The following is a 21,409-nucleotide window of genomic DNA, read 5'->3' as shown; positions in this document are numbered from 1 at the left end:
GTGGCCCACGAGTCCGCGGCGGTCCTGCCCGCGTTCCTCGCGCGGCTCGCTCCCTCGCTCCCCGTGGTCGTCGTCGACTCGGGCTCGGCCGACTGGGAGGAGTCCGCGCGCGTGGCCGGGACGGCCGGTGCCCGGTTCCTCGCCGTCGTGCAGAACGTCGGTTACGGCACGGCGTCGAACCGTGGCGCGGCCGGGTGCGAGACGCCCTGGGTCGCGTTCGTCAACCCGGACGTGGACGTGGACGCGAACGCACTGGTCGCGCTCTGCGAGACGGCCGGACGGCACGGCTTCGCCTGCGTCGCGCCGCGGCTCGCGGCCTCGCGGTCGGGCGGCCGTCCCGGGCGCGTCTCCGCACCCGTCGCCGCCGCGACGCTGCCGGGCGCGTGCCTCGTCGTCCGGACGGACGTGTTCCGCTCGGTCGGCGGGTTCGACGAGCGCTTCTTCATGTTCGCCGAGGAGGACGACCTCACCGGGCGGATCCGCGCGACGGGTGGACGGACGGGGCGCGTCGACGACCTCGTCGCCGTGACCGCGGGGGGCGGGAGCTCGGCCGGCGTGGGCCGCCGGTGGGCCGTCGCCGAGCGTGAGGTCGGGCGGTGCCAGCTCGTGCTCAAGCGGCACGGGTGGGCCGGGTTCGTGCTGGCGGCGACGCGTTCCGCGGTCCGCGTCGTGCGCGACCCGGAGATGGTGCCGCGGCGCGAGAGCGCCCGCCAGGTCGGCAACGGGCTCCGTCGGGTTGTGCGTCTGCGCGGCGCTGCGACGGTCCGGGAAGATGTCGTCCTGCGCTGAGCTCCGCCGTACGGGATGTCCCGACCTGCCTGTTTCACCCGTTATGGCCGGTGTTCCACCCGTCTGGCGGCGGCAGCGCGCCGACGGCGACGCTAGCGTGGCGTGACACACCGTCGTTCTTCCAGGGGGACTCCTATGCGCATCTCCGTCATCGGCTGCGGCTACCTCGGTGCCGTCCACGCTGCCTGCATGGCCAAGCTCGGTCACGAGGTCATCGGCATCGACGTCGACCCGCGGAAGGTCGCGGCGCTCGAGGCGGGCGAGGCGCCGTTCTTCGAGCCGGGCCTGCCGGAGCTGCTGAAGGAGACGAAGGCCACCGGGCGGCTGAGCTTCAGCACCGACATGGCCGACGCGGCGGGTGCGCAGGTGCACTTCCTGTGCGTGGGGACGCCGCAGGTGCACGGCGAGTTCCGGGCGGACCTGTCGTACGTGGAGTCGGCGTTCGAGGCGCTCAAGCCGTACCTGTCGGGCGGCGACGTCGTGGCGGGCAAGTCGACGGTCCCCGTCGGCACGGCGGAGAACCTCGCGGACCGCCTCGACGGCACGGGCGCGACGCTGGTGTGGAACCCGGAGTTCCTGCGCGAGGGCTTCGCGGTCAAGGACACGCTGCACCCGGACCGCCTGGTCTACGGCCTGCCGACGGACGACGAGGGGGTCCCGACGGCGGCGGGCGACGCGGCGAAGGCGCTGCTCGACGAGGTGTACGCGACTCCGCTCGCGGACCGCACGCCGCTGGTGGTGACGGACTACGCGACGGCGCAGCTGGTGAAGGTCGCGGCGAACTCGTTCCTCGCGACGAAGATCTCGTTCATCAACGCGATGGCGGAGCTGTGCGAGGCGACGGGTGCGGACGTGACGCGCCTGGCGGACGCGATCGGGTACGACGCGCGCATCGGCCGCCGCTTCCTCAACGCGGGCCTGGGTTTCGGCGGCGGCTGCCTGCCGAAGGACATCCGGGCGTTCATGGCGCGTGCGGGCGAGCTGGGCGTGAGCGACGCGCTGACGTTCCTGCGCGAGGTCGACTCGATCAACATGCGGCGCCGGGTGCGCGTCGTGGACCTGGCGCGCGAGGTGTGCCACGGCTCGATCGTGGGTCGCCGGGTCGCGGTGCTCGGGGCGTCGTTCAAGCCGGACAGTGACGACGTGCGTGACTCGCCGGCCCTGTCGGTCGCGGCGCAGATGCAGCTGCAGGGCGCGCACGTGACGCTGACGGACCCGCAGGCGGTCGGCAACGCGCAGGCGAAGTGGCCGGAGATGAAGTTCGCGGCGACGGCGCTCGAGGCGGCGGTCGACGCGGACGTGGTGCTGCTGGCGACCGAGTGGCAGGAGTACCGGGACCTGGACCCGGACGAGCTGGCCACCGTGGTCGCGCACAAGCGCATCCTGGACGGCCGTAACGTGCTCGACCCGGCGCGCTGGCGCGCGGCGGGGTGGACGTACCGGGCGCTCGGCCGCCCCTGACGGTCCCGCGGTCCAGGGGGCCGTTACGGTGACCCGGTGACGGGTGGTCCGACGACGGGTGGGGCGATGGGTCGGTCCGACGACCGGCCCGCGCCCGCCTCGACGTCGGCGCGGTGGGGCTGGGTGCTGGTCGCCCTCGGCCTGCTGCTGGCGGTCGTGACGGTGGTGTCCTGGTTCGCGACGCGCCCCGGCGACGGGGCCACGGGGAAGCCGACGATGTCGACGGCGCCGGCTGCGCCTCCGGTCTCGGCCGATCCCCGCGCGCCCTGGTCGGCGGACGAGGAGCCGGGGTCGTACGCGCAGCGGCTCCTCGCGGGCACGAACGTGGCCCGGGTCGACGAGGGCCTGCCGGTGCTCGTGTGGTCGGAGTGTGCCGCCGAGCAAGGGCTCGCACGTGCGACCGCGCTGGTGGGTGCCGACGAGCTGACGCATGCCCCGATGGACGACGTCATGGCAACGTGCGCGGTGCCGGTCGCGGCCGAGAACCTGAGCCGGGGGGCGGCGCCCGCGCAGGACGTCGTCGACGCCTGGCTCGCGTCGCCCGGCCACCGCGCGAACCTGCTGGATCCCGACCTGGCGTCGGTGGGGATCGCGTGCGCGCGCGAGGCCGACGACTCCCTCACGTGCTCGCAGGTGTTCCTGGGCTGACGCGGCCGGTGCCGCCCGCCCCGTCCCACCTCGCGATGCGGCCGGGTGCCCGGTCCACGCAGGTCCGCGTCGCTGACGCGTGCCCGGCTCGTCCCACGACGTCCCCGTTCGTCCTCCGCGAACGTGCCCCACGCCACCACTCATTACGCAAGGTAATGAGTTAGAGTAATCATCATGCCCACCGCCCCCGCTCTCGCCGGAGAGCTCCGCATCGCCGTCGGTCGGGCGTCGCGGCGCATCCGCGCCGAGCGCGGCGCCCAAGGGCTGACGGACCCCCAGTTCACCGTGCTCGCCTGGTTGGCCAAGGACGGCCCGATGACGCCCGGCCAGCTCGCCGAGGCCGAGCGCATCCAGCCGCCCAGCATGACCCGCACGGTCAACGGCCTCGTCGAGCTCGGGCTCGTGCAGAAGGCCGAGCACCCGACGGACGGGCGCCAGGTCGTGGTCACCCTCACGGAGGCCGGCAAGGCCGAGGTCGTCGAGACGCGACGTCGCCGGGACGCCTGGCTGACCGAACGCCTCAAGGGCATGACCAAGGAGGAGCGGCAGCTCCTCGCCGACGCCGCCGAGCTCCTGCGGAGGATCGCCGCCTCATGAGTCCCACGTTCTCCTCGCTCCAGCACCGCAACTACCGGTTGTGGTTCGCGGGGGCCCTGGTGGCGAACGTGGGCACCTGGATGCAGCGCGTCGCCCAGGACTGGCTGGTCCTGACCCAGCTGTCCGACGAGTCCGGCGTCGCGGTCGGGATCACCACGGCCCTGCAGTTCGCGCCCGTGCTGTTCCTGTCCGCGTGGGCCGGCCTGCTGGCCGACCGCGTCGACCGCCGCAAGCTCCTCATCGCCACGCAGGTCGGCCAGGGTGTCCTCGCGGCCGGGCTCGGTGCGCTCGTGCTGTCCGGGCACGCCGAGCTGTGGCACGTCTACGTCTTCGCGGGTCTGCTGGGGGTCGTCGCCGCGATCGACGGGCCGGTGCGCCAGACGTTCGTCGCCGAGCTCGTCCCAACCAGCCAGCTCTCCAACGCCGTCGGCCTCAACAGCGCGTCCTTCAACGCCGCACGCCTGATCGGGCCCGGCGTGGCCGGTCTGCTCATCGCGTTCGTCGGCACCGGCTGGGTGTTCGTGATCAACGCGGTGACGTTCGCCGCGACGATCTTCTCGCTGACCCGCATGCGCCGGAGCGAGCTGCGCCCCATGCCGACGGTGCCGCGGGCCAAGGGCCAGATCCGCGAGGGCATCCGCTACGTGCGGGGCCGCAGCGACATCCTCGTGATCATGGTCGTCGTCTGCGTGATCTCGACGTTCGGCCTCAACTTCCAGATGACGTCCGCGATGATGGCGCGCACCGAGTTCGGCCGGGGCGCGGGGGAGTACGGCATCCTCGGCTCGGTCCTCGCGATCGGGTCCCTGACCGGTGCGCTGCTCGCGGCGCGACGCGAGCGGCCGCGCGTGCGGCTCGTCATCGGCGCCGCGTTCGCGTTCGGGATCGCGACGGGCGTCATGGCGCTCATGCCGACGTACCTCACGTACGCGATCTCGGCGATCCCCGTCGGCCTCGCCTCGCTCACGATGATGACCGCCGCCAACGCGACCATCCAGCTGAGCACCGACCCCGCCGTCCGTGGCCGCGTCATGGCGCTCTACATGATGGTGTTCCTCGGCGCGACGCCCGTCGGGTCGCCGATCGTCGGCTGGATCGGTGAGACGTTCGGTCCGCGCTGGTCCGTCGGGATCGGCTCGATCACGGCGCTGCTCGTCGCGACGGGCGCGGCCCTGTGGGCGCGTCGTGCGTGGCACGTGCAGGTGCGCTACCGCCTCCGTGCCCGCCCGCACCTGCAGGTCCTGCACCCGGTCCCGGACGACGAGGCACCGGAGCACCGGTCCGAGACCGCGCTGCGCCTGGGCGCCGACGACGCGACGAACTCGCGGTCGGTCGCCTGACGGCGGGCGGCCGCGTGCCGTCAGCCCCTCCGGCCCTCGGCCGCCGCGCCGCCAGGGCAGCGCGGGCGCGGAGTCGCGTGCGGGCGTCGTCCCGTCGTGGACGAGCACGCCCAGACGGCACCGACCGCACGGGCGGCCGTCGACCGCGGCGCGGGCAGGCGGGTGACCCCCGGTCCACCCGGTCGACGGGCGCGCACCGGGCGGCCGGGTGAATCCCGCCGGAGCCCGTGTCGGGCGGTTCGTCCGGCATGTCACGATCGCCCGGTGAGCACGCACGTCGGCGCCCCAGGCCCCGGTCCGGAGGGGACCGCGGCCGAGGGGACCGACGCCACCGTGGCGCACACGGACGCCGCCGCCGCGCACCCCGACGCCCCGGCCGCGCAGGCCGCCGAGACGGCTCCGGACCCCGACGCCACCGCGTCGCCCGCCGGCACTGCCCCTCCGGCCGAACCGCCCGCACCCGAGGGTGCGTCGACCCCGCCCGTGGGTCCGGACAAGGCGCGTCGTCGCCGCCGCGTCGTCGGACGTGTCGTCGTCGTGCTCGTCGTCCTGCTCGCCGTCGCCCTGCTGGTCGCGGGCTGGCTGGCGTTCCGCGCGGTCCAGACGGTGAACGCGCTCACCGACGCGAAGGCCGCGGTCGCGGACGTGCGGCGCGCGCTCGACGACGGCGACACGCAGACCCTCGCCGCCGCGCTGCCCCAGATCCAGGACGCGACCGGTCGCGCGCACGCGTCGTCGTCGGACCCGGTGTGGCGGCTCGCGGAGCACCTGCCGCGCGTCGGGCCGCAGCTCGCGGCCGTGAGCACGGTCGCGGCCGCGCTCGACGACGTGTCGACGGACGCGCTCCCGGCGGCGACGACCGTCACGGACCTGCTGGGCGACGGCACGAGCATCCGCGGCGCGGACGGGCGCATCGACCTCGAGCCGTTCGTCGCGGCGGCACCGGAGCTGGTCGACGCGGCAGCGGTCGCGCGCGCCGCGTCGGCCGACGTCGCGGGCATCGACACGGCGGACCTGGTCGGTCCGCTGGTGAGCCCGGTCGAGGAGGCGCGCGACGGTCTCGCGCAGGTCGCGGGCGCGCTCGACGCGGGCGCGCAGGCCGCGACGATGCTGCCCCCGATGCTCGGTGCCGACGGCCCGCGCACGTACCTGGTCGCGGCGCTCAACAGCGCGGAGCTGCGGACGGCCGGCGGGATCGTCGGCAGCCTCGCGGTGGTGCGGGCGGACGACGGCGCGCTGTCGCTCGTCGACCAGCGCAGCACCGACGAGCTCAAGGGCCTCGCGGAGCCGGTGCTGCCGCTCTCGGAGGCGGAGCTCGCGGTCGAGGGCACAGGCCTGGGCCGGTACGTGCAGAACGCGGTGATGACGCCGGACTTCCCGCGGTCGGCGGAGCTCCTCGCCGCACGCTGGCAGCGGGACGTCGGGGGGACCGTCGACGGTGTCGTCGCGACGGACCCGGTCGCGGTCGCGGCGCTGCTGCGCGAGGTGGGGCCGGTGACGGAGCCCGGCGGGACGCCGCTCGACGCGGACACGCTGCTCGCGACGCTGCTGCACGACGCGTACCTGCGCTACCCCGACCTGCACGCGGCCGACGCGTTCTTCGCGGACGTCGCGTCGACGATCTTCGGTGCGCTCGGGTCGGGCGGCGGCGACGTGCGCGGCCTGGTCGAGGCGGCGGCTGACGCGGGTGCGGAGGGGCGGATCCGCGTGTGGTCGGCGCACCCCGCGGAGCAGGAGCACCTGGTCGCGACGACGCTCGGCGGCGCCTTCCTGTCGGGCCCGTTCGACGACGCCGCCGGCGTCTTCCTCAACGACAGCACCGCCGGGAAGCTCGACTACTACCTGCGCCCGTCCCTGACGGTCGAGGACCTGCGCTGCACGGGTGCGGACCCGTCGGCGACGGTCCGCCTCGACCTGGCGTACGACCCCCCGGCCGACGTCGCGACGTTCCCCGAGAACGTCACGGGCACGAGCGGGGTGGTCCCCGTCGGGTCGCTCGCGACGAGCATCACGCTGTACGGCCCGGTCGGCGCCGCACCGCAGGGCCTGACGACCGACCAGGGCGTCGTCGGCGGGAAGTCGGCGACGGTCGGGGACCGGCCGGTCACCGTCGTGGGTTCGCGCCTGGACCCCGGCGGGCGTGCGACGTACCGGTTCGACGTCCCCGTGCGCGACGGTCGCGTCGACGTGTGGACCACACCCACCCTGACCAGCCCCGGCAGCGTCTCGGCGACCTGCCCCACCGCCGCCGGCTGAGCGGTCCTCACCCGCGCGGGTGACCGCGGGCCCCCTGGGGGCGCGCGAGCGGGTGATTGTCCGAAATCACCCGATCCGCCCCTGGGTGCAGGCGCGAGGCGCGGGGGAGGATGGGCACGAAATGTCCGTTCTGCCCATCGAGGAGCAAGGTCATGAGCAAGGTCATCCGGGCATGTGCCACCGCGCTGCTGGTGGCGGCCGCCGCCCTGGGCGTCCCCGCCGTGGCCCAGGCGGCGGTCTCGCCGTCGCAGGCTCCCTCCGCGCCGACGCAGCAGCCGTCCGGCCCGCAGTACGGCTGCGAGGGCGCCACCGACGAGTACGGCGCGCCGCTGCCGTGCGACCTGACGGTGTCGGTGCTGACGCCGATCTGCGACAACGACGTGCCGAAGCTGCGGTACGCGGTCGTCCCCAACGGCACGCCGAACACGACCGTCACCATCACGTGGATCAACCCGACGGGACCTGACGTCGTGCAGTCCGGCCTGCCGCTGTCCGGCACGGTGCTGTGGCCGGGTGCGGTCGTCGGTGCCGACGGCAAGGGCGCGGACTGGCCGGGCTGGTCGCAGGCCGCCGACGGCTCGTGGGTCGAGGGCGACGAGTTCGACTGGGTCCGCCCGTCGGTGAGCGTGAACTTCGCCGTCAACCCGGAGATGACGACGACGGTCGCCTACCCGCCGTCGAGCCCGAACTGCGCGACGAACCCGCCCGGCGAGGCGGTCCTGGCCTCGAACCAGGTCCTGTCCGCCACGGGCAGCAACACCGCGCCGCTGCTGTGGGCCGGTGCCGGCCTGCTGGTCGTGGGCGCGGGTGCCGTCACCGCCGTGACGCTGGTCCGCCGCCGGCACGAGGCGGCCTGACGCGACACCGGGACCGGTCGGAGGGGACCGGTCCCGGGGCCGTCGACGACGAGGCCCGCTCCGCTTCGCGCGGGGCGGGCCTCGTCGTGCGTCCGGGTGCCCGTCGGGCGTCGCGGTCGTGCGTGCGTGGCGTCCGGCATCGCGCGTCGGTGTGCCGGTGGCTCTCGCGAGCCGTCGTGGTGCCGGTGGCCGGCGGTGGCGTCAGGACAGCTGCTCGACGACGTGGTCGACGCACGCGGTGAGCGCGAGGACGTCCTCGGGGTCGACGGCCGGGTACATCGCGACGCGCAGCTGGTTGCGGCCGAGCTTGCGGTACGGCTCGACGTCGACGACGCCGTGCGCCCGCAGGACCTTCGCGACCGTCGCGGCCTCGACCTCGGGGTCGAGGTCGATCGTGCCGACGACCGACGACCGCGCCTCCGGGTCGGCGACGAACGGGGTCGCCCAGTCGCGCGACTCCGCCCATCCGTAGAGGTGCCCGGCCGAGGTCGCCGTCCGCGCCGCGGCCCACGCGAGCCCGCCCTGGTCGAGGATCCACTCGAGCTGGTCGGCGAGCAGCAGGAGCGTGGCGATCGCGGGCGTGTTGAGGGTCTGGTCGAGCCGCGAGTTCGTGACGGCCGTGGTCAGGGACAGGAACTCCGGGACCCAGCGGTCGCCCTGCTCGATCCGTGCGGCCCGCTCGACGGCCGCAGGGGAGAGGCACGCGAGCCACAGCCCGCCGTCAGACGCGAACGACTTCTGCGGCGCGAAGTAGTAGGCGTCGGTCTGCGCGACGTCGACCGCGAGGCCGCCCGCACCGGACGTGCCGTCGACGACGACGAGCGCGCCCTGCTCGCGCGAGCCCGGCACGCGGCGCACGGGGGCGGCGACACCGGTCGACGTCTCGTTGTGGGGCCACGCGTACACGTCGACGTCGTCGGCGAACGCGGGCACGGCCACCTGGCCGGGGGCGACGCTCGTGACGACGGGCTCGTCGAGGAACGGTGCCCGCGCCGCCGCGGTGGCGAACTTGGCGCCGAACTCGCCGAACGACGCGTGCGCGCTGCGGCGCTCGACGAGGCACAGCGTCGCGACGTCCCAGAACGCGGTCGAGCCGCCGTTGCCGAGCACGACCTCGTACCCGTCGGGCAGCCCGAACAGCGCGGCGACGCCCTCGCGCACGCGACGGACGACGGCCCGGACGGGCGCCTGCCGGTGCGAGGTGCCGAGGATCGTCGAGCGCGTCCGGGCGAGCGCGTCGAGCTGCTCGGGGCGGATCTTCGACGGCCCGGAGCCGAACCGGCCGTCGCGCGGCAGGAGGTGCGCGGGGATCGTCACCGCGGGCGGGGCGTCAGGAACGGCGGGCACGGCCCGAGGATAGGCGGTCACGACCCCGGACGGTCGGACCGACCAACTAACCTGTCCCCAGCGTCCGGGCGGTGAGCACCCGCCGAGGCACGGACTGATGGTGGAGGCGTAGCGGTGAGCGACCTGATCGACACGACGGAGATGTACCTCAAGACGATCTACGAGCTCACCGAGGAAGGCCGCACGCCCCTGCGGGCGCGCATCGCGGAGCGTCTGGGTCACTCGGGTCCGACGGTCTCGCAGACGGTGGCGCGCATGGAGCGCGACGGCCTCGTGGTCGTGACGGGCGACCGCCACCTCGAGCTCACGCCCGAGGGGCAGGCGAAGGCCGTGCGCGTGATGCGCAAGCACCGGCTCGCCGAGCGGCTGCTCACGGACGTCATCGGGCTGGAGTGGCCGTACGTCCACGAGGAGGCGTGCCGCTGGGAGCACGTGATGAGCGAGCGCGTCGAGAAGCGCCTCGCGTCGCTGCTCGACCACCCGCACTACGACCCGTACGGCAACCCCATCCCGGGCCTCGCCGAGATCGGCGAGGAGGTCACGCGCGAGGAGTTCCTCGACGGCGTGACGCCGCTGACGGCGATCTCGCCGGCCGTGGGCCAGGACGGCGGCCGGGCGGTCGTCGCGCGCATCGCCGAGCCGCTGCAGGTGGACGTCGAGCTGCTGAGCCGGCTGGCCGACGCCGGGGTGCGCCCGGGCAGCGAGATCGACGTCGAGCGGGGCGACGGCGTCGTCACCGTCGCGGTGCCGGGCTCGGCGACGGTCCTCGACCTCCCCGACGACGTCGCGCGGCACATCTTCGTCGGCGTCCGCTGACCCCTGCTCGACACGCGCCCGTCGGGCGTGGCACGCGCCGTTCACCGGACCGGGTGAGATGGGCCACCTGCCCGTGTGCGCGCTCCCACGCGTCGGAGGCCGTCTTCCCAGGTGGCCCCGGCGTGTCGCTCCGGCGCGCCGGACGGCCGTCCAACTTCGGACGTTTCTCTTCGTGATCGGAACGTGACAATCGCCGGAGCGGTCCTGTACGTTCGACCTGCTTCAAGGAACCCTCCTCCGCGAAGCCCTCGAGCGGAACGCCTAACCCTGCCGCCGCCCCGAGGTCCGTACGAACCGCCGGCAGGGGCGGGGGACCCACGTTTTGTGGTCCACCGGAGACGGTGACCTTGGGGTGAAGCCGAGGTGGCAGCAGGACCGCCACCGACGCCGGGTGTTCTCCCACCCGAACCCGACAGCTCACCTCGCAGGCGACAGGAGAGGCACCTAGTGACCGTGAGCACCACTCGCGCCCGGCACCGGTCTGCGCGTCGTCCCTCGACGCCCCTGACCGAGCTTGCTTCGGCCGCCTCGGAGCAGATGGGCACCGTCGGCCGTCGTACGGCCGTCGTCGCCGCGTCCTCCGGCCTCGTCGTGACGATGATCGGCGCCGCGCCCGCGGGCGCCACGTCCGACTCGGCCGCCGGCGCACTGAACTCCGTCGACACCGCAGCACTGACCGCGTCCGCGCGCGCCGTGCTCAACACGTCCCCCGTCGTGAGCTCCCCGGCCGAGGCCGCGTGGACCTTCGACGCCCCGACCGTCACGGCCGTCAAGCCGACGCCTCCGCCGGAGACGCGTCGCGCCACTGCGACCACGACGTCGCGCACCGCCGACCGTGCCGCCACGACCACGACGGCGAAGGCCGCGACCAACGCGCCGATCCCGCAGTCGGTCGCCGGCAACGCGGTCCTCGAGATCGCCGCCCGCTACGTGGGTGTCCCGTACGTCTCCGGCGGCTCGTCGCCCGCGGGCTTCGACTGCTCGGGCTTCGTGTCCTACGTCTACGCGCAGCTCGGCGTCTCCCTGCCGCGCACGTCGTCGGGCATCAAGGCCGCGGCCACGGTCATCTCCCGCGACCAGGCGCAGCCGGGCGACCTCATCTGGAGCCCCGGTCACATCTCGATCTACGCCGGTGGAAACCAGCAGATCGACTCGCCGCGTCCCGGCAAGACGGTCCAGTTCCGCGCGATCTGGCAGAGCTCGCCGGTCTTCCTGCGGGTCGGCTGACCCCAGGCACCGCTTCACCGAGGCCCCGACGACGTCCGCGTCGTCGGGGCCTCGCTGTCGTCCCGGGATGCCGGCGCGGGTGTGGGGTGGACGCGCGCGTCCGGCGTTCACCCGCGGCGCGCACGGAACTCCGATGGCCGACGCGAGGTCGCCGCGTACGCTGGTCGCGCACCACGCTGTTGCTTCGCCGGGCCGGCAGCCAGCCGGTCCGACCCGTGAGGTCGGGAGGACGCCGTGCTGACCGAGACAACTGCCCTCGCCCCCGAGGGGGGCGGGACGGTCGGCGCGAGCGCCCGTGCCGTCACCGCGCCACCCGGCTCCCGGGCGATCCCGTCGGCGCTGTCGTCCGGCGCCCGCTCGCTGCTGCTCAACGCGAGCATGGAACCCCTGTGCATCGTGAGCCTGCGACGGGCCGTGCTGCTCGTGATGAGCGGCAAGGCCACGGTGCTCGAGACCGACGGGCGGATGCTGCACTCCGAGCACGCCGCGGTCCCGCTGCCCGTCGTGCTGTGCCTCACGCGCTACGTCCACGTGCCGGTCCGCAAGCCGGTGCCGCCCACGCGGCGGACCGTCCTGCAGCGCGACAGCCACCGCTGCGCGTACTGCGGGGGAGGGGCCGACACGGTCGACCACGTGCACCCGCGGTCGCGCGGCGGCCGGCACGAGTGGTCGAACGTCGTCGCGGCGTGCGTCCGCTGCAACCACCGCAAGGCCGACCGGCTGCTGCACGAGATCGGGTGGGAGCTGACGTTCACGCCCCGCGCGCCACGCTGGTCCGTGACGTTCGGGTCGTCCGCGGTGCGCGCCGAGCCGCTGTGGGCGGCGTACGTCCGGACCTGACCGGACCGGAGTCGACCCGACCTGGCGTGACCGGGCCGCACCGGTCGTCGCGGTCGTGCGGCCGTCGTCCGGCGCGTGCGGCCCGCCGCGGTCCGTGCGGATCGCCGGGTCAAGGATGTGCCAAACTACGGTATCGCTGCGGTCTCCTGGGGGCGCAGCGGTGATCCCGGGGGCCACACTGGACCTGGGTGAGGATCCGACGCCGGACGGCGCGTGACACAGCGGTCGCGCGACGAGGACGGGAGGCCCCGATGGTGCGGGACGACGTGGTGCTCGTGGGGCTGGACGGCTCGGCCGCCAGCCTGCACGCGTTGGACTGGGCGGCCGCAGAGGCCGCGGTCCGCGGCTGGGGGCTGCACCTGGTGTGCGCCTACTCGTTGCCGTCGTTCACGGCCGCGTCGCTCGACGGCGGCTACGCCGCGCTCGACGACACCGCGATCCAGCAGGGCGCGAAGGCCGTGCTCGCCGAGGCGTCCGCGCGCGTGTCGGCGTCCGGCGTGCCGGTCACCGCCACCGTGCAGACCGGTGACGCCGCAGGCGTCCTCGTCGACATGTCGCACCGCGTGCGCCTCTCGGTCGTCGGGACGCGCGGTCGGGGCGGGTTCGCGGACCGGCTGCTCGGCACGGTGTCGTCCGCGCTGCCTGCGCACGCGTACTGCCCGACGGTCGTCGTGCCGCTGCGCGAAGGCGGCCGGGCGCTCGCCGACGACGCCGCGCTGCCCGCGGTCAAGCCCGTGCGGCGCATCGTCGTCGGTGTGGACGGCTCGCCGCAGGCGGAGCGAGCGCTGAGCTACGCGATCACGGAGGCCGCGGTGTGGGGTGCGGAGGTGCACGCGGTCGCGGGCGTCCCCGCGAGCTCGCTGAGCGGGGTGCTCGCGTGGCTGCCCGACACGGTCGACCACGACCAGGTGCTGCGCGACGTCGCCGAGGGGCTCAACGTGGTCGTCGACCGCGCGCTCCTCGAGCACCCCGACGTCGTCGTCAAGCGGCACGCGCTCGACGGCGGCGGCGCGGAGCTGCTCACGGAGTTCTCGGTCGCGACCGACCTCATCGTCGTCGGCTCGCGCGGCCGCGGCGGGTTCGCGGGACTGCTGCTGGGCTCGACGAGCCAGGCCGTGCTGCACCACTCGGACTGCCCGGTGATGGTCGTGACCAACCGCTGCCAGAAGGACGAGCCGACCTCCTGAGGGCGCGCGGACGGGGCGACGTCGTCGCACGGCTGTCGGGCGCGCCGCTGCCACGGTGGCCCGCACCCCGACGGACCGGTGGGGACGGGCGTCGCGGTCAGTCGTCCGCGGCGGGGTCGGCCGGGACGTCGGGGCGACGCACGAGCGCCGACAGCACGACGGTCGACCGGGTGCGGGACACGAACGGCTCGGCCGCCAGGCGCTCGACGACGCGCTCGAGATGACGCATGTCGCGCGCGCGGACCTGCACGACGAGGTCCACGTCGCCCGTGACCGTGCTGGCCGCGACGACCTCGGGGTACTGCTCGACGGCGTCGCGCATCGTCGCAGGGCTGGTCGACCCCTGGCAGAACAGCTCGACGAACGCCTCGGTGTGCCAGCCCATGGCCGCGGGGTCGAGCCGCACGGTGAAGCCGCGGATCACGCCGGCGGCCCGCAGCCGGTCGACGCGGCGCTTCACCGCGGGTGCGGACAACGACACCTGCTGCCCCACCTGCGCGAACGTCGCGCGGGCGTCCTGCGCGAGCACCCGCAGGATCGCGGCGTCGAGGGCGTCGGTGCCGGAGTCGTCTCGCACGAGGTCCATCTTCCCGGACGCGCGCGCGGGTGACGGTCGTCCTGGGCACGTGTCCGCGTTCGGGTGGCGACAACCGGGCGCACCCGACACCCTGGCGGAGATCGAACGAAAGGGAACGGATCGCTCAAGAACGACCACGCGAGTGCCGAAGGGAAGTCGAGCCCCGCCGCCGGTCACGTGCGGACGGGGTCGTCATTCGGGGGGAGACGAATGGACGTGGACTCGAAGGACAGCGGGACGCAGACCGTCACGCCGGTGGAGGGCGCCCGCACGCTCGCGCCGGCCGGGACGATCCCGACGCAGCGCAGCCGCGCGGGCGGTGGCCCGCACGGTGGGCGCAGCCGTCGCACCTGGTTCGTCGTCGCGGGCGGTCTCGCGCTCGTGCTCGCCGGGGCGACCACGGGTGTCGCCGCCCAGCGGGCGGCCACCCTGCGTGAGGAGCGCGTCGCCGAGGCGCGCCTGCGGATCTCCGCCGTGCTGCCCGCGACCGCGACCGACGCGGGCGTGCGCGGCGCGCTCGACGCGCAGGCGACCACCGCCGTGTACACGTCGGCGCGCACGGCCGTCGCGGCGTCGGCGCAGCAGGTCGTGGACCACGCGAACGGCACGCTCGCCGCGTCCCCGCAGGCCGGGGACGGCCCGCGCGGGGCGCTGCAGACGGCGACCGGTGCGGTGAGCGCCGCGATCGCCGGACCGAACGTCAGCATCACGGCCCTGCGTGCCGCGACCGGTGGTGTCGCCGGACCCGAGAAGGCCGTCGCCGACGCGCAGGCCGCCTGGGTCGCGGCGGAGCAGGCCCGGATCGCCGCCGAGCAGGCCGCAGCGGCCGAGGCGGCGCGCCAGGCCGCAGCGCAGCAGGCCGCAGCCCGGGGCTCGACCAAGACGACCGTCAAGCCGCGTTCGACGCGCACGACGACCACCACGACGCAGTCGTCGGGCGGGACGGCCGCGCCGGCGCCGACCGGCGGCGTGCCCGCGGGCGGCAAGGTGTGCGCAGGCTCGGGCGGGTCGGCGGGCGAGGCGAGCGCCGGCGCGGTCGGCGAGGCGATCAACGCCTACCGCGCGTCCGCCGGGCTCGGGGCGCTGTCGATCTCCCGCTCCGGCAGCCTGACGTCGCACGCCCTGAACATGGCCGCGACGGGCGGAATCTGGCACTCGGGCGGCGACAACATCGTCGGGTGCGTGAGCAACGGCAGCGCGTCGTCGCTCGTGTCCGCGTGGTCGCGGTCGCCCGGGCACAACGCGCAGATGCTGCGGACCGACGTCTCGAGCATGTCCGTCGGTGCCGCGTCGAGCGCGGGCTGGCTCTTCGGGGCGGTCCGCTTCAGCTGACGCCGGTCAGGGCTCCCGCTGGTCGAGACGCCGCCGGACCGGGCCCCGTCGCGTCCGGGCGGGAGGGCGTCCGGACGGTGGCACGACACCGGGCCGCGCACCCCCGTCGGTGCGTGACCCGGCGTCGGCCCGACGGCTGGTCAGGGCAGCGCGTCGGCGAGGTGGTCCAGGGCGGTGTCGAGGTCGGCGGTCGACATCGTGAGCGGGGGCGCGATGCGGATGGTCCGCCCGTGCGTGTCCTTCGCGAGCACGCCGCGCTCGAGCAGGCGTCCGCACAGATCGCGGCCCGTCCCGGGGCCGCCAGGGCGTCCGGGCGCGACGTCCAGGCCGGCCCACAGCCCGACACGGCGCACCTCCGCGAGACGGCCCTCGTCGACGAGCGCGTCGAGCCGCTCGCCCATGCGCGCACCGAGCTCACGCGCGCGAGCCTGCGGCTCTCCCGTCGCGAGCAGCTCGACGACGGCGAGGCCGACCGCGCACGCGAGCGGGTTGCCGCCGAACGTCGAGCCGTGCGTCCCGGCCGTGAGCACGCCGAGCACGTCGTCGCGGCCGACGACCGCCGACACGGGCACGATCCCGCCGCCCAGCGCCTTGCCGAGCGTGACGAGGTCCGGTCGCACGCCCCACAGCTCGCTCGCGAGCGTGCTGCCGGTGCGTCCGAGGCCGCTCTGGATCTCGTCGACCACGAGCAGCACGTCGGCCGCCGTGCACGCGGCCCGCACCGCCGGCAGGTAGTCCGCGGGCGGGATCACGACGCCCTGCTCGCCCTGCACGGGCTCGAGCAGGACGGCGACCGTGTCCTCGTCGAGCGCCGCCTGCAGGGCCGCCGCGTCGCCGTACGGGACGCGGACGAAGCCCGGGGTGTAGGGCCCGAACCCGTCGTGCGCGTCGGGGTCCGCCGAGAACGACACGATCGTCGTCGTACGGCCGTGGAAGTTGCCGTCGACCACGACGATGCGCGCGCGCCCGTCGGGCACGCCCTTGACGTCGTAGCCCCACTTCCGCGCCGCCTTGATCGCCGTCTCGACGGCCTCGGCGCCGGTGTTCATCGGCAGGACCATCGGCGTGCCGGCGACGAGCGGCCCGACGAGCGACGCGAGCCGGTCCGCGAACGGGTGGAGCAGGTCGTGGTCGAAGGCCCGCGACGTGAGCGTGAGGCGGTCGAGCTGCGCGTGCGCCGCGGCGACGAGCGCGGGGTGCCGGTGCCCGAAGTTGAGCGCGGAGTACGCCGACAGCAGGTCCAGGTAGCGGCGTCCGTCGGTGTCCGTCACCCACGAGCCCTCGCCGGAGACGAGGGTCACGGGCAGCGGGTCGTAGTTCCGCGCGAGCGTCGACGTCCGGGCGTCCTGCAGCGCGGTCATCGTCAGTCTCCCGTCGGGGCCCCGGCCGGACGGATCTCGAGCGTGCAGCACTTCGCGCCGCCGCCGCCCTTGAGCAGCTCCGTGGTCTCGACCGGGATCGGGGTGTACCCGCGCTCGCGCAGCGCGGCGGCGAGGTCGGTCGCGGCGGGCGCGACGACGACGTTCTGGCCGTCGGAGACGGCGTTGAGTCCCAGCGCGACGGCGTCCTGCTCGGTCGCGACCACGGCGTCCGGGAAGAGCTGCTGGAGCACCGCCCGCGAGCCCGCGGAGAACGCCGGCGGGTAGTACGCGATCTGCGGGTCGGCGGGGTCGCTGGACAGGACCGCGAGCGCGGTGTCGAGGTGGTAGTAGTGCGGGTCGACGAGCTCGAGCGACACGACCGGGCGGCCGAACAGCTCCTGCGCCTCGGCGTGCGCGGCGCGGTCCGTGCGGAAGCCGGTGCCCGCGAGGACCATGTTCCCGACGACGAGCAGGTCGCCCTCGCCCTCGTTGACCTGCGCGGCGGTGTGCGTGACGAAGCCGCGGTCCGCGAACCACTTCTGGTAGGCCGGGCCCTCGGGGCCGCGCTCCGGGTAGCGGAACCGGGCGGAGTACACGACGCCGTCGACGACGGTCGCGCCGTTCGCGGCGTAGACCATGTCGGGCAGGCCGTCGATCGGCTCGATCACGTCGACCCGGTGGCCCAGGTCGAGGTAGGTGTCGCGCAGCGTGCGCCACTGCCGGACGGCCAGGTCGACGTCGGTGTACCGCGTCTTGTCCATCCAGGGGTTGATCTCGTACGAGACGGTGTAGAAGCGCGGCTCGCACATCAGGTAGTGGCGGCGCGTGGCGCCGGGGGCGGTCGTCGTCATCGTGCTCCTCGTGGGGACGGCGGGAACGGACGGCAGTCACGTCGAGCCTAGGGGGAGCGTCGCGCGCACCTCGTCACCGCCGATTGCGCGTCGGAGGTGGATCCGTTGCGTGATGCGCGCGTGCGACGGCGATCCGTTGCATCAGGCCGCACACGGCCGGGTCGGGCCCTACAGGTGGTGCGCGTCCTCCTGCGCGGCCTCGTGCGCGGCCAGCCGCAGCGCGCGCCGCACCATGAGCGTGAGGAACGGCGCCGAGGCCGCACGCGTCAGCCCGGCGGGCAGCGGGCCTGCGAGGTGCACCGACTCGGTCCACGACACCCGGGCGGCGTCCGGGCCCGCCGCCTGGACCTCGATCCGCGCGGTCCCGCGCAGCACGCGGCCGACCTTCGTGAACTCCGCGACCCCCGGCCGGTCGTCGTGCGGCGGGTCGAAGCGGTCGATCCGCATGCGGTCGACGAGCCCGCCGCCGCCGCGGCGCGCACGCGGCCCGGTCACGGCGACCACGTGGCCGCCCGCGACGTTCACACGCGTCAGCGGCACCCACCGGGCGTGGTTCCGCGCGTCCGCGACCAGGTCCCAGGCGCGCGGCGCCGGCAGCGGCAGGACCCGCGTCGTCGTGGTCATCGGGACTCCCTCCGCGGGCCGCCGCGAGTCGGCGGACCCGTCGGTACCATCCTGCGGCCACCGCCGTGCGTCGGCTCGTCGCACCCCGCCGGTGGGGCGGACCACGCGCGAGGAAGCGTCGAGGCCGAGGTAGCGTCGGACGCATGGAGAAGCGGGTTCTGGGACGCACGGGACGGCACGTCGGGGTCGTCGGCCTCGGCTGCTGGCAGCTGGGAGGGGACTGGGGCGACGTCGGCGACGACACCGCGCTGCAGATCCTCGACGCGGCCGTCGACGCGGGGGTGACCTTCCTCGACACGGCGGACGTCTACGGCGACGGGCGCTCCGAGCGGCTGGTCGGCCGCTTCCTCGCCGCCCGCGGGGGCGCCGCGTCCGGGCTGACGGTCGCGACCAAGATGGGCCGCCGCGCCGACCCGCACGTCGCCGACGCGTACACGCTCGACGCGTTCCGCGGCTGGACCGACCGCTCGCGCAGCAACCTCGGCGTCGACACGCTCGACCTCGTCCAGCTGCACTGCCCGCCCACCGCGGTGCTGTCGCGCGAGTCGACCTACGACGCGCTCGACACGCTCGTCGACGAGGGCCGCGTCGCCGCGTACGGCGTGTCCGTCGAGACCGTCGACGAGGCCCTCACCGCGATCGCGCGGCCGAACGTCGCGTCGATCCAGATCATCCTCAACATCTTCCGGCGCAAGCCGCTCGACGAGGTGCTCCCCGCCGCGGCCGAGGCCGGTGTCGGGATCATCGCGCGTGTGCCCCTCGCGTCCGGCCTGCTGTCCGGCAAGTACGACGAGCACACGACGTTCGCGGCCGACGACCACCGGAGCTTCAACCGGAACGGCGAGGCGTTCGACGTCGGCGAGACGTTCTCGGGCGTGCCCTACGACGTCGGCGTCGCCGCGGCCCGCGAGGTCGCCGCGCTCACGCCCGACGGGGCCACGACCGCGCAGCTCGCGCTGCGGTGGATCGTCGAGCAGCCGGGTGTCTCCGTCGTCATTCCGGGGGCGCGCACGCCCGACCAGGCGCGGGCCAACGCGGCCGCCGCCGACCTCGCCCCGCTGGGCGACGAGACGTCGGAGCGGCTGCGCGCGATCTACGACGAGCGCGTCCGGGAGCACGTGCACGGCCGCTGGTGACCCTCGTCGCGGAGACGCGACGGACAGCCCCGCCCCGGCACGGACCTGTGCCGGGGCGGGGCGTCTGCGTCCTCGGGAGGGTGCGTCGCGCTCAGGACTCGTCGGGTGCCGGGCTCTGCTCGGGGACCTTCGGGGTGCGGCGGCCGGTCAGCGCGCGCAGGCGCCGCCCCCGCTGCTCGGGGACCGCGGTGAGCGAGGGCACCTGCGGTGCACCGTCCTTGCGGTCGGCGACGATCAGCTTCGGCACCTCGCCCGCGGCGACGACGATCGTCTCCGGGAACTGCGCGGGCGGCGGACCGAACGCGGCACGAGCGCCCTGGATGACGGTCCGGCCGAGCGCGCGCGCGCCGGTCACACCGACGACCGCGCCGATCCCGTAGGGCACGAGCCGCCCGAGCGCGAGGCCCGTGTGGCGTGTGAGCTGCGTGCGGACCATCTTGCGGGTCAGCGTCGAGTTGACCTTGCGCACGGTCGCCATGGGCATGCGCGTGAGCAGCACGCGAGCCGCGTTCGCCGACGAGAACTCCGCCGCGTCGCCGACCGCCTTCGCGCCGGACTCGCCGAGGACCGTCGTCAGGAGCAGGGCACGTCGCCGCTCGACGTCCTCGACGTCGATGCCGTGCACGCTCGCCACGGCCAGCGCGAACGCCGCGGACGCACCGAAGAACGTCGCGACGTCGCTGGCCGTCAGCGTCAGCGCGATGCCCGTACCGACCGCGGGGGCCGCGGCCGCTGCACCGACGGCGCCGCCCGCGGCGGCCACGACGACCAGGTACTCCTTCTCGAGGAGCCGGACGAGCTCCTCGGGCGTCGCCTCCGGGTTGCGGCGTCGCAGCTGGTCGACGTGCGCGTGGATCGTGGACGACGGGATCGTCACCGCCTTGGCGAGGGCGGCCTCGACGAGGCGTGGCATCCGGTCAGCGCTCCCCGGTCACCGTCAGGGTCACGGCGGCCCCGTGCTCCAGGGTGCGGCCGACGGTGCAGTGCTGGTCGACCGCGCGGTGCACGACCGTGAGCAGGCGCTCGCGCGCGGCCGGGTCGAGGCTCGACAGGTCGACGACGAGCTCCTCGGCGAGCGCCGGGTAGCGGTCCTCGGTGTCGTGGGCCATGCCGCTGACCTTGATGGTCACGTCGACGTCGTCGCCGAGCCGGTGCGCGAGCGCCGCGTCGGACGACAGGCCGCTGCACGCGGCGAGCGCGATCTTGAGCAGCTCGCCGGGCGTGAACCGGCCCTCGTCGCCGACCGAGCCGATGAGCACCTCGGCGCCGCGGGACGAGCGCCCCGTGTACTGCCGCTTGCCGGTGCGCTCGACCCACAGCTCGGTGTCGCCGGCGTTCTTCGTCACGTCGGGCGTCGTCGCGACCGCCGGCACGGGGGCGGGCGTGGGCTCCGGGGCGGGCGTCGCGGACTCGGCTGCGGGCGCGTCCGGAGCGGTCGGGCGGGGCTGGTCCGCCACCGTCTGGTCCGTCGTCATGCGCTCGATCCTGCCACGCAGCCGTCCGCGCGACCGCTCGGCGGGTGTTCGCCGTGCGAGGACGGGGTGCCGAGGTCGTGCGGCGGGGACGGGGTCAGGCGTCGCCTGCGGCCTGGTCCAGGTAGTGCTGGTTGTACATGAGCCCGACCACGTTGCCGAAGGGGTCGACGACCGCCGCGGTCACGAATCCGGGCCCGAACTCCGTGATCGGCTGCAACGGCGTCGCCCCGGCCGCCAGGAAGGTGTCGAGCGCCTTCTGCACGTCGTCGACCGCCCAGTACGCGACGATCCCGCCCGGCTCGCCGGTGCGCAGGCCCGGGAGGGCGAAGCGGCGGTCGATGATGCCGAGCTCGGTCCCGTGGTCGCCCAGCCGGAACTCGAGGTAGCTCGGCGCTGCGGGCGGCTCGGGGCGCGCGTAGTACGGCTCGACGCCCAGCAGGTCGGCGTACCAGGCGCCGGCCGCCGTGACGTCGTCGGCCCACAGGGAGAGCGTGGAGATGCCGCGGAGCGTGACCGGTGCCGCCATGACCGTTCCTTCCGTCGTGGGTGGTTCGTCCACGTGAGCGACGGGGTACGACACGCCCAGCGCCGCGCGTCCGAGTCGGCGCGACGCCCTGTCCGCCGTGCGGCGTGTGGCTGGACGGCGCCCCCGCGGCACGCCAGGGTGAGCGTGCCGGTGGTGGTCGTC

21 protein-coding genes and 1 riboswitch are annotated in these 21,409 nt (G+C 74.9%); of the genes, 13 read left to right on the top strand and 8 right to left on the bottom strand.

What is annotated here, in order from left to right; all coding sequences use genetic code 11:
* The 7 genes from GXP71_RS12895 to GXP71_RS12865 all read left to right on the top strand — a co-directional run bounded on the left by GXP71_RS12895 (position 1) and on the right by GXP71_RS12865 (position 7,948).
* The gene (locus GXP71_RS12895) at positions 1-789 is read left to right on the top strand and encodes a glycosyltransferase (RefSeq protein ID WP_162352970.1); all 789 of its coding nucleotides are present in this window, start codon (positions 1-3) and stop codon (positions 787-789) included.
* Positions 790-924: 135 nt separating this feature from the next.
* A complete protein-coding gene (locus tag GXP71_RS12890) occupies positions 925-2,250 on the top strand; it encodes a UDP-glucose/GDP-mannose dehydrogenase family protein (RefSeq protein WP_162352969.1) in 1,326 nt (441 codons plus the stop codon).
* A 36-nt stretch (positions 2,251-2,286) separates the two neighbouring features.
* Positions 2,287-2,898: a CAP domain-containing protein gene (locus tag GXP71_RS12885; protein ID WP_162352968.1), complete on the top strand. Its 612-nt coding sequence runs from the start codon at positions 2,287-2,289 to the stop codon at positions 2,896-2,898.
* Positions 2,899-3,072: 174 nt separating this feature from the next.
* Positions 3,073-3,495, top strand: coding sequence for a MarR family winged helix-turn-helix transcriptional regulator (locus GXP71_RS12880; RefSeq protein ID WP_124341120.1), 423 nt, complete (start codon positions 3,073-3,075; stop codon positions 3,493-3,495).
* Positions 3,492-4,835, top strand: a complete 1,344-nt coding sequence (locus GXP71_RS12875; protein WP_162352967.1) for an MFS transporter — start codon at positions 3,492-3,494, stop codon at positions 4,833-4,835. Before GXP71_RS12880 ends, GXP71_RS12875 begins: the two co-directional genes overlap by 4 nt.
* Before the next feature lie 264 nt (positions 4,836-5,099).
* Positions 5,100-7,091 carry a DUF4012 domain-containing protein gene (locus GXP71_RS12870; RefSeq protein ID WP_238402407.1) on the top strand — a complete coding sequence of 664 codons (1,992 nt, stop codon included), beginning with the start codon at positions 5,100-5,102 and terminating at the stop codon, positions 7,089-7,091.
* Between the two features lie 152 nt (positions 7,092-7,243).
* Positions 7,244-7,948, top strand: a complete 705-nt coding sequence (locus GXP71_RS12865) for a peptidase (RefSeq protein ID WP_162352966.1) — start codon at positions 7,244-7,246, stop codon at positions 7,946-7,948.
* A 201-nt stretch (positions 7,949-8,149) separates the two neighbouring features.
* On the opposite strand, the gene serC is transcribed toward GXP71_RS12865, so the two are convergent.
* A complete protein-coding gene (gene serC, locus GXP71_RS12860) occupies positions 8,150-9,295 on the bottom strand; it encodes a phosphoserine transaminase (protein WP_238402406.1) in 1,146 nt (381 codons plus the stop codon).
* Positions 9,296-9,409: 114 nt separating this feature from the next.
* On the opposite strand from serC, the gene GXP71_RS12855 reads away from it, so the two are divergent.
* The 4 genes from GXP71_RS12855 (at position 9,410) to GXP71_RS12840 (ending at position 13,365) form a co-directional block, all read left to right on the top strand.
* Positions 9,410-10,111, top strand: a complete 702-nt coding sequence (locus tag GXP71_RS12855; RefSeq protein WP_162352965.1) for a metal-dependent transcriptional regulator — start codon at positions 9,410-9,412, stop codon at positions 10,109-10,111.
* A gap of 248 nt (positions 10,112-10,359) precedes the next feature.
* Positions 10,360-10,556, top strand: a riboswitch (cyclic di-AMP (ydaO/yuaA leader).
* Positions 10,557-10,558: 2 nt separating this feature from the next.
* Positions 10,559-11,338 carry a C40 family peptidase gene (locus GXP71_RS12850; RefSeq protein WP_162352964.1) on the top strand — a complete coding sequence of 260 codons (780 nt, stop codon included), beginning with the start codon at positions 10,559-10,561 and terminating at the stop codon, positions 11,336-11,338.
* A 234-nt stretch (positions 11,339-11,572) separates the two neighbouring features.
* A complete protein-coding gene (locus GXP71_RS12845; RefSeq protein ID WP_238402405.1) occupies positions 11,573-12,178 on the top strand; it encodes an HNH endonuclease in 606 nt (201 codons plus the stop codon).
* Positions 12,179-12,429: 251 nt separating this feature from the next.
* Positions 12,430-13,365 carry a universal stress protein gene (locus GXP71_RS12840; RefSeq protein ID WP_162352963.1) on the top strand — a complete coding sequence of 312 codons (936 nt, stop codon included), beginning with the start codon at positions 12,430-12,432 and terminating at the stop codon, positions 13,363-13,365.
* A 97-nt stretch (positions 13,366-13,462) separates the two neighbouring features.
* Here GXP71_RS12840 and GXP71_RS12835 read toward each other — a convergent pair whose 3' ends face one another.
* On the bottom strand, positions 13,463-13,951 hold the full coding sequence (locus tag GXP71_RS12835) for an Lrp/AsnC family transcriptional regulator (RefSeq protein WP_162352962.1): 489 nt from the start codon (positions 13,949-13,951) through the stop codon (positions 13,463-13,465).
* A 201-nt stretch (positions 13,952-14,152) separates the two neighbouring features.
* Between GXP71_RS12835 and GXP71_RS12830 the strand changes: the two genes are divergently transcribed.
* The gene (locus tag GXP71_RS12830; protein WP_162352961.1) at positions 14,153-15,274 is read left to right on the top strand and encodes a CAP domain-containing protein; all 1,122 of its coding nucleotides are present in this window, start codon (positions 14,153-14,155) and stop codon (positions 15,272-15,274) included.
* Between the two features lie 140 nt (positions 15,275-15,414).
* On the opposite strand, the gene rocD is transcribed toward GXP71_RS12830, so the two are convergent.
* The 3 genes from rocD to GXP71_RS12815 all read right to left on the bottom strand — a co-directional run bounded on the left by rocD (position 15,415) and on the right by GXP71_RS12815 (position 18,110).
* Positions 15,415-16,635 (bottom strand): ornithine--oxo-acid transaminase, encoded by a 1,221-nt coding sequence (gene rocD / locus GXP71_RS12825; RefSeq protein WP_162352960.1) that lies wholly within the window; start codon positions 16,633-16,635, stop codon positions 15,415-15,417.
* Between the two features lie 2 nt (positions 16,636-16,637).
* Complete coding sequence (gene ddaH, locus GXP71_RS12820) at positions 16,638-17,486, bottom strand: dimethylargininase (RefSeq protein WP_162352959.1); 849 nt, start codon at positions 17,484-17,486, stop codon at positions 16,638-16,640.
* 168 nt (positions 17,487-17,654) lie between these two features.
* Complete coding sequence (locus GXP71_RS12815; RefSeq protein WP_162352958.1) at positions 17,655-18,110, bottom strand: SRPBCC family protein; 456 nt, start codon at positions 18,108-18,110, stop codon at positions 17,655-17,657.
* Positions 18,111-18,253: 143 nt separating this feature from the next.
* Here GXP71_RS12815 and GXP71_RS12810 point away from each other — a divergent pair, with 143 nt between their 5' ends.
* A complete protein-coding gene (locus GXP71_RS12810) occupies positions 18,254-19,246 on the top strand; it encodes an aldo/keto reductase (protein ID WP_162352957.1) in 993 nt (330 codons plus the stop codon).
* A gap of 91 nt (positions 19,247-19,337) precedes the next feature.
* Here the strand turns inward: GXP71_RS12810 and GXP71_RS12805 are convergent, their stop codons facing one another.
* From GXP71_RS12805 to GXP71_RS12795, 3 genes are all read right to left on the bottom strand, one after another.
* Positions 19,338-20,159 carry a hypothetical protein gene (locus GXP71_RS12805; RefSeq protein WP_162352956.1) on the bottom strand — a complete coding sequence of 274 codons (822 nt, stop codon included), beginning with the start codon at positions 20,157-20,159 and terminating at the stop codon, positions 19,338-19,340.
* Between the two features lie 4 nt (positions 20,160-20,163).
* A complete protein-coding gene (locus GXP71_RS12800; RefSeq protein ID WP_238402404.1) occupies positions 20,164-20,721 on the bottom strand; it encodes an OsmC family protein in 558 nt (185 codons plus the stop codon).
* Between the two features lie 94 nt (positions 20,722-20,815).
* Positions 20,816-21,247 carry a VOC family protein gene (locus tag GXP71_RS12795; RefSeq protein WP_162352955.1) on the bottom strand — a complete coding sequence of 144 codons (432 nt, stop codon included), beginning with the start codon at positions 21,245-21,247 and terminating at the stop codon, positions 20,816-20,818.
* Between the last annotated feature and the right edge of the window lie 162 nt (positions 21,248-21,409).

Origin of the sequence: Cellulomonas sp. H30R-01 (assembly GCF_010119915.1) — a bacterium.
Classification (GTDB): Bacteria; Actinomycetota; Actinomycetes; order Actinomycetales; family Cellulomonadaceae; genus Cellulomonas; species Cellulomonas algicola.
This window is presented reverse-complemented; position numbering and strand designations above follow the sequence as displayed.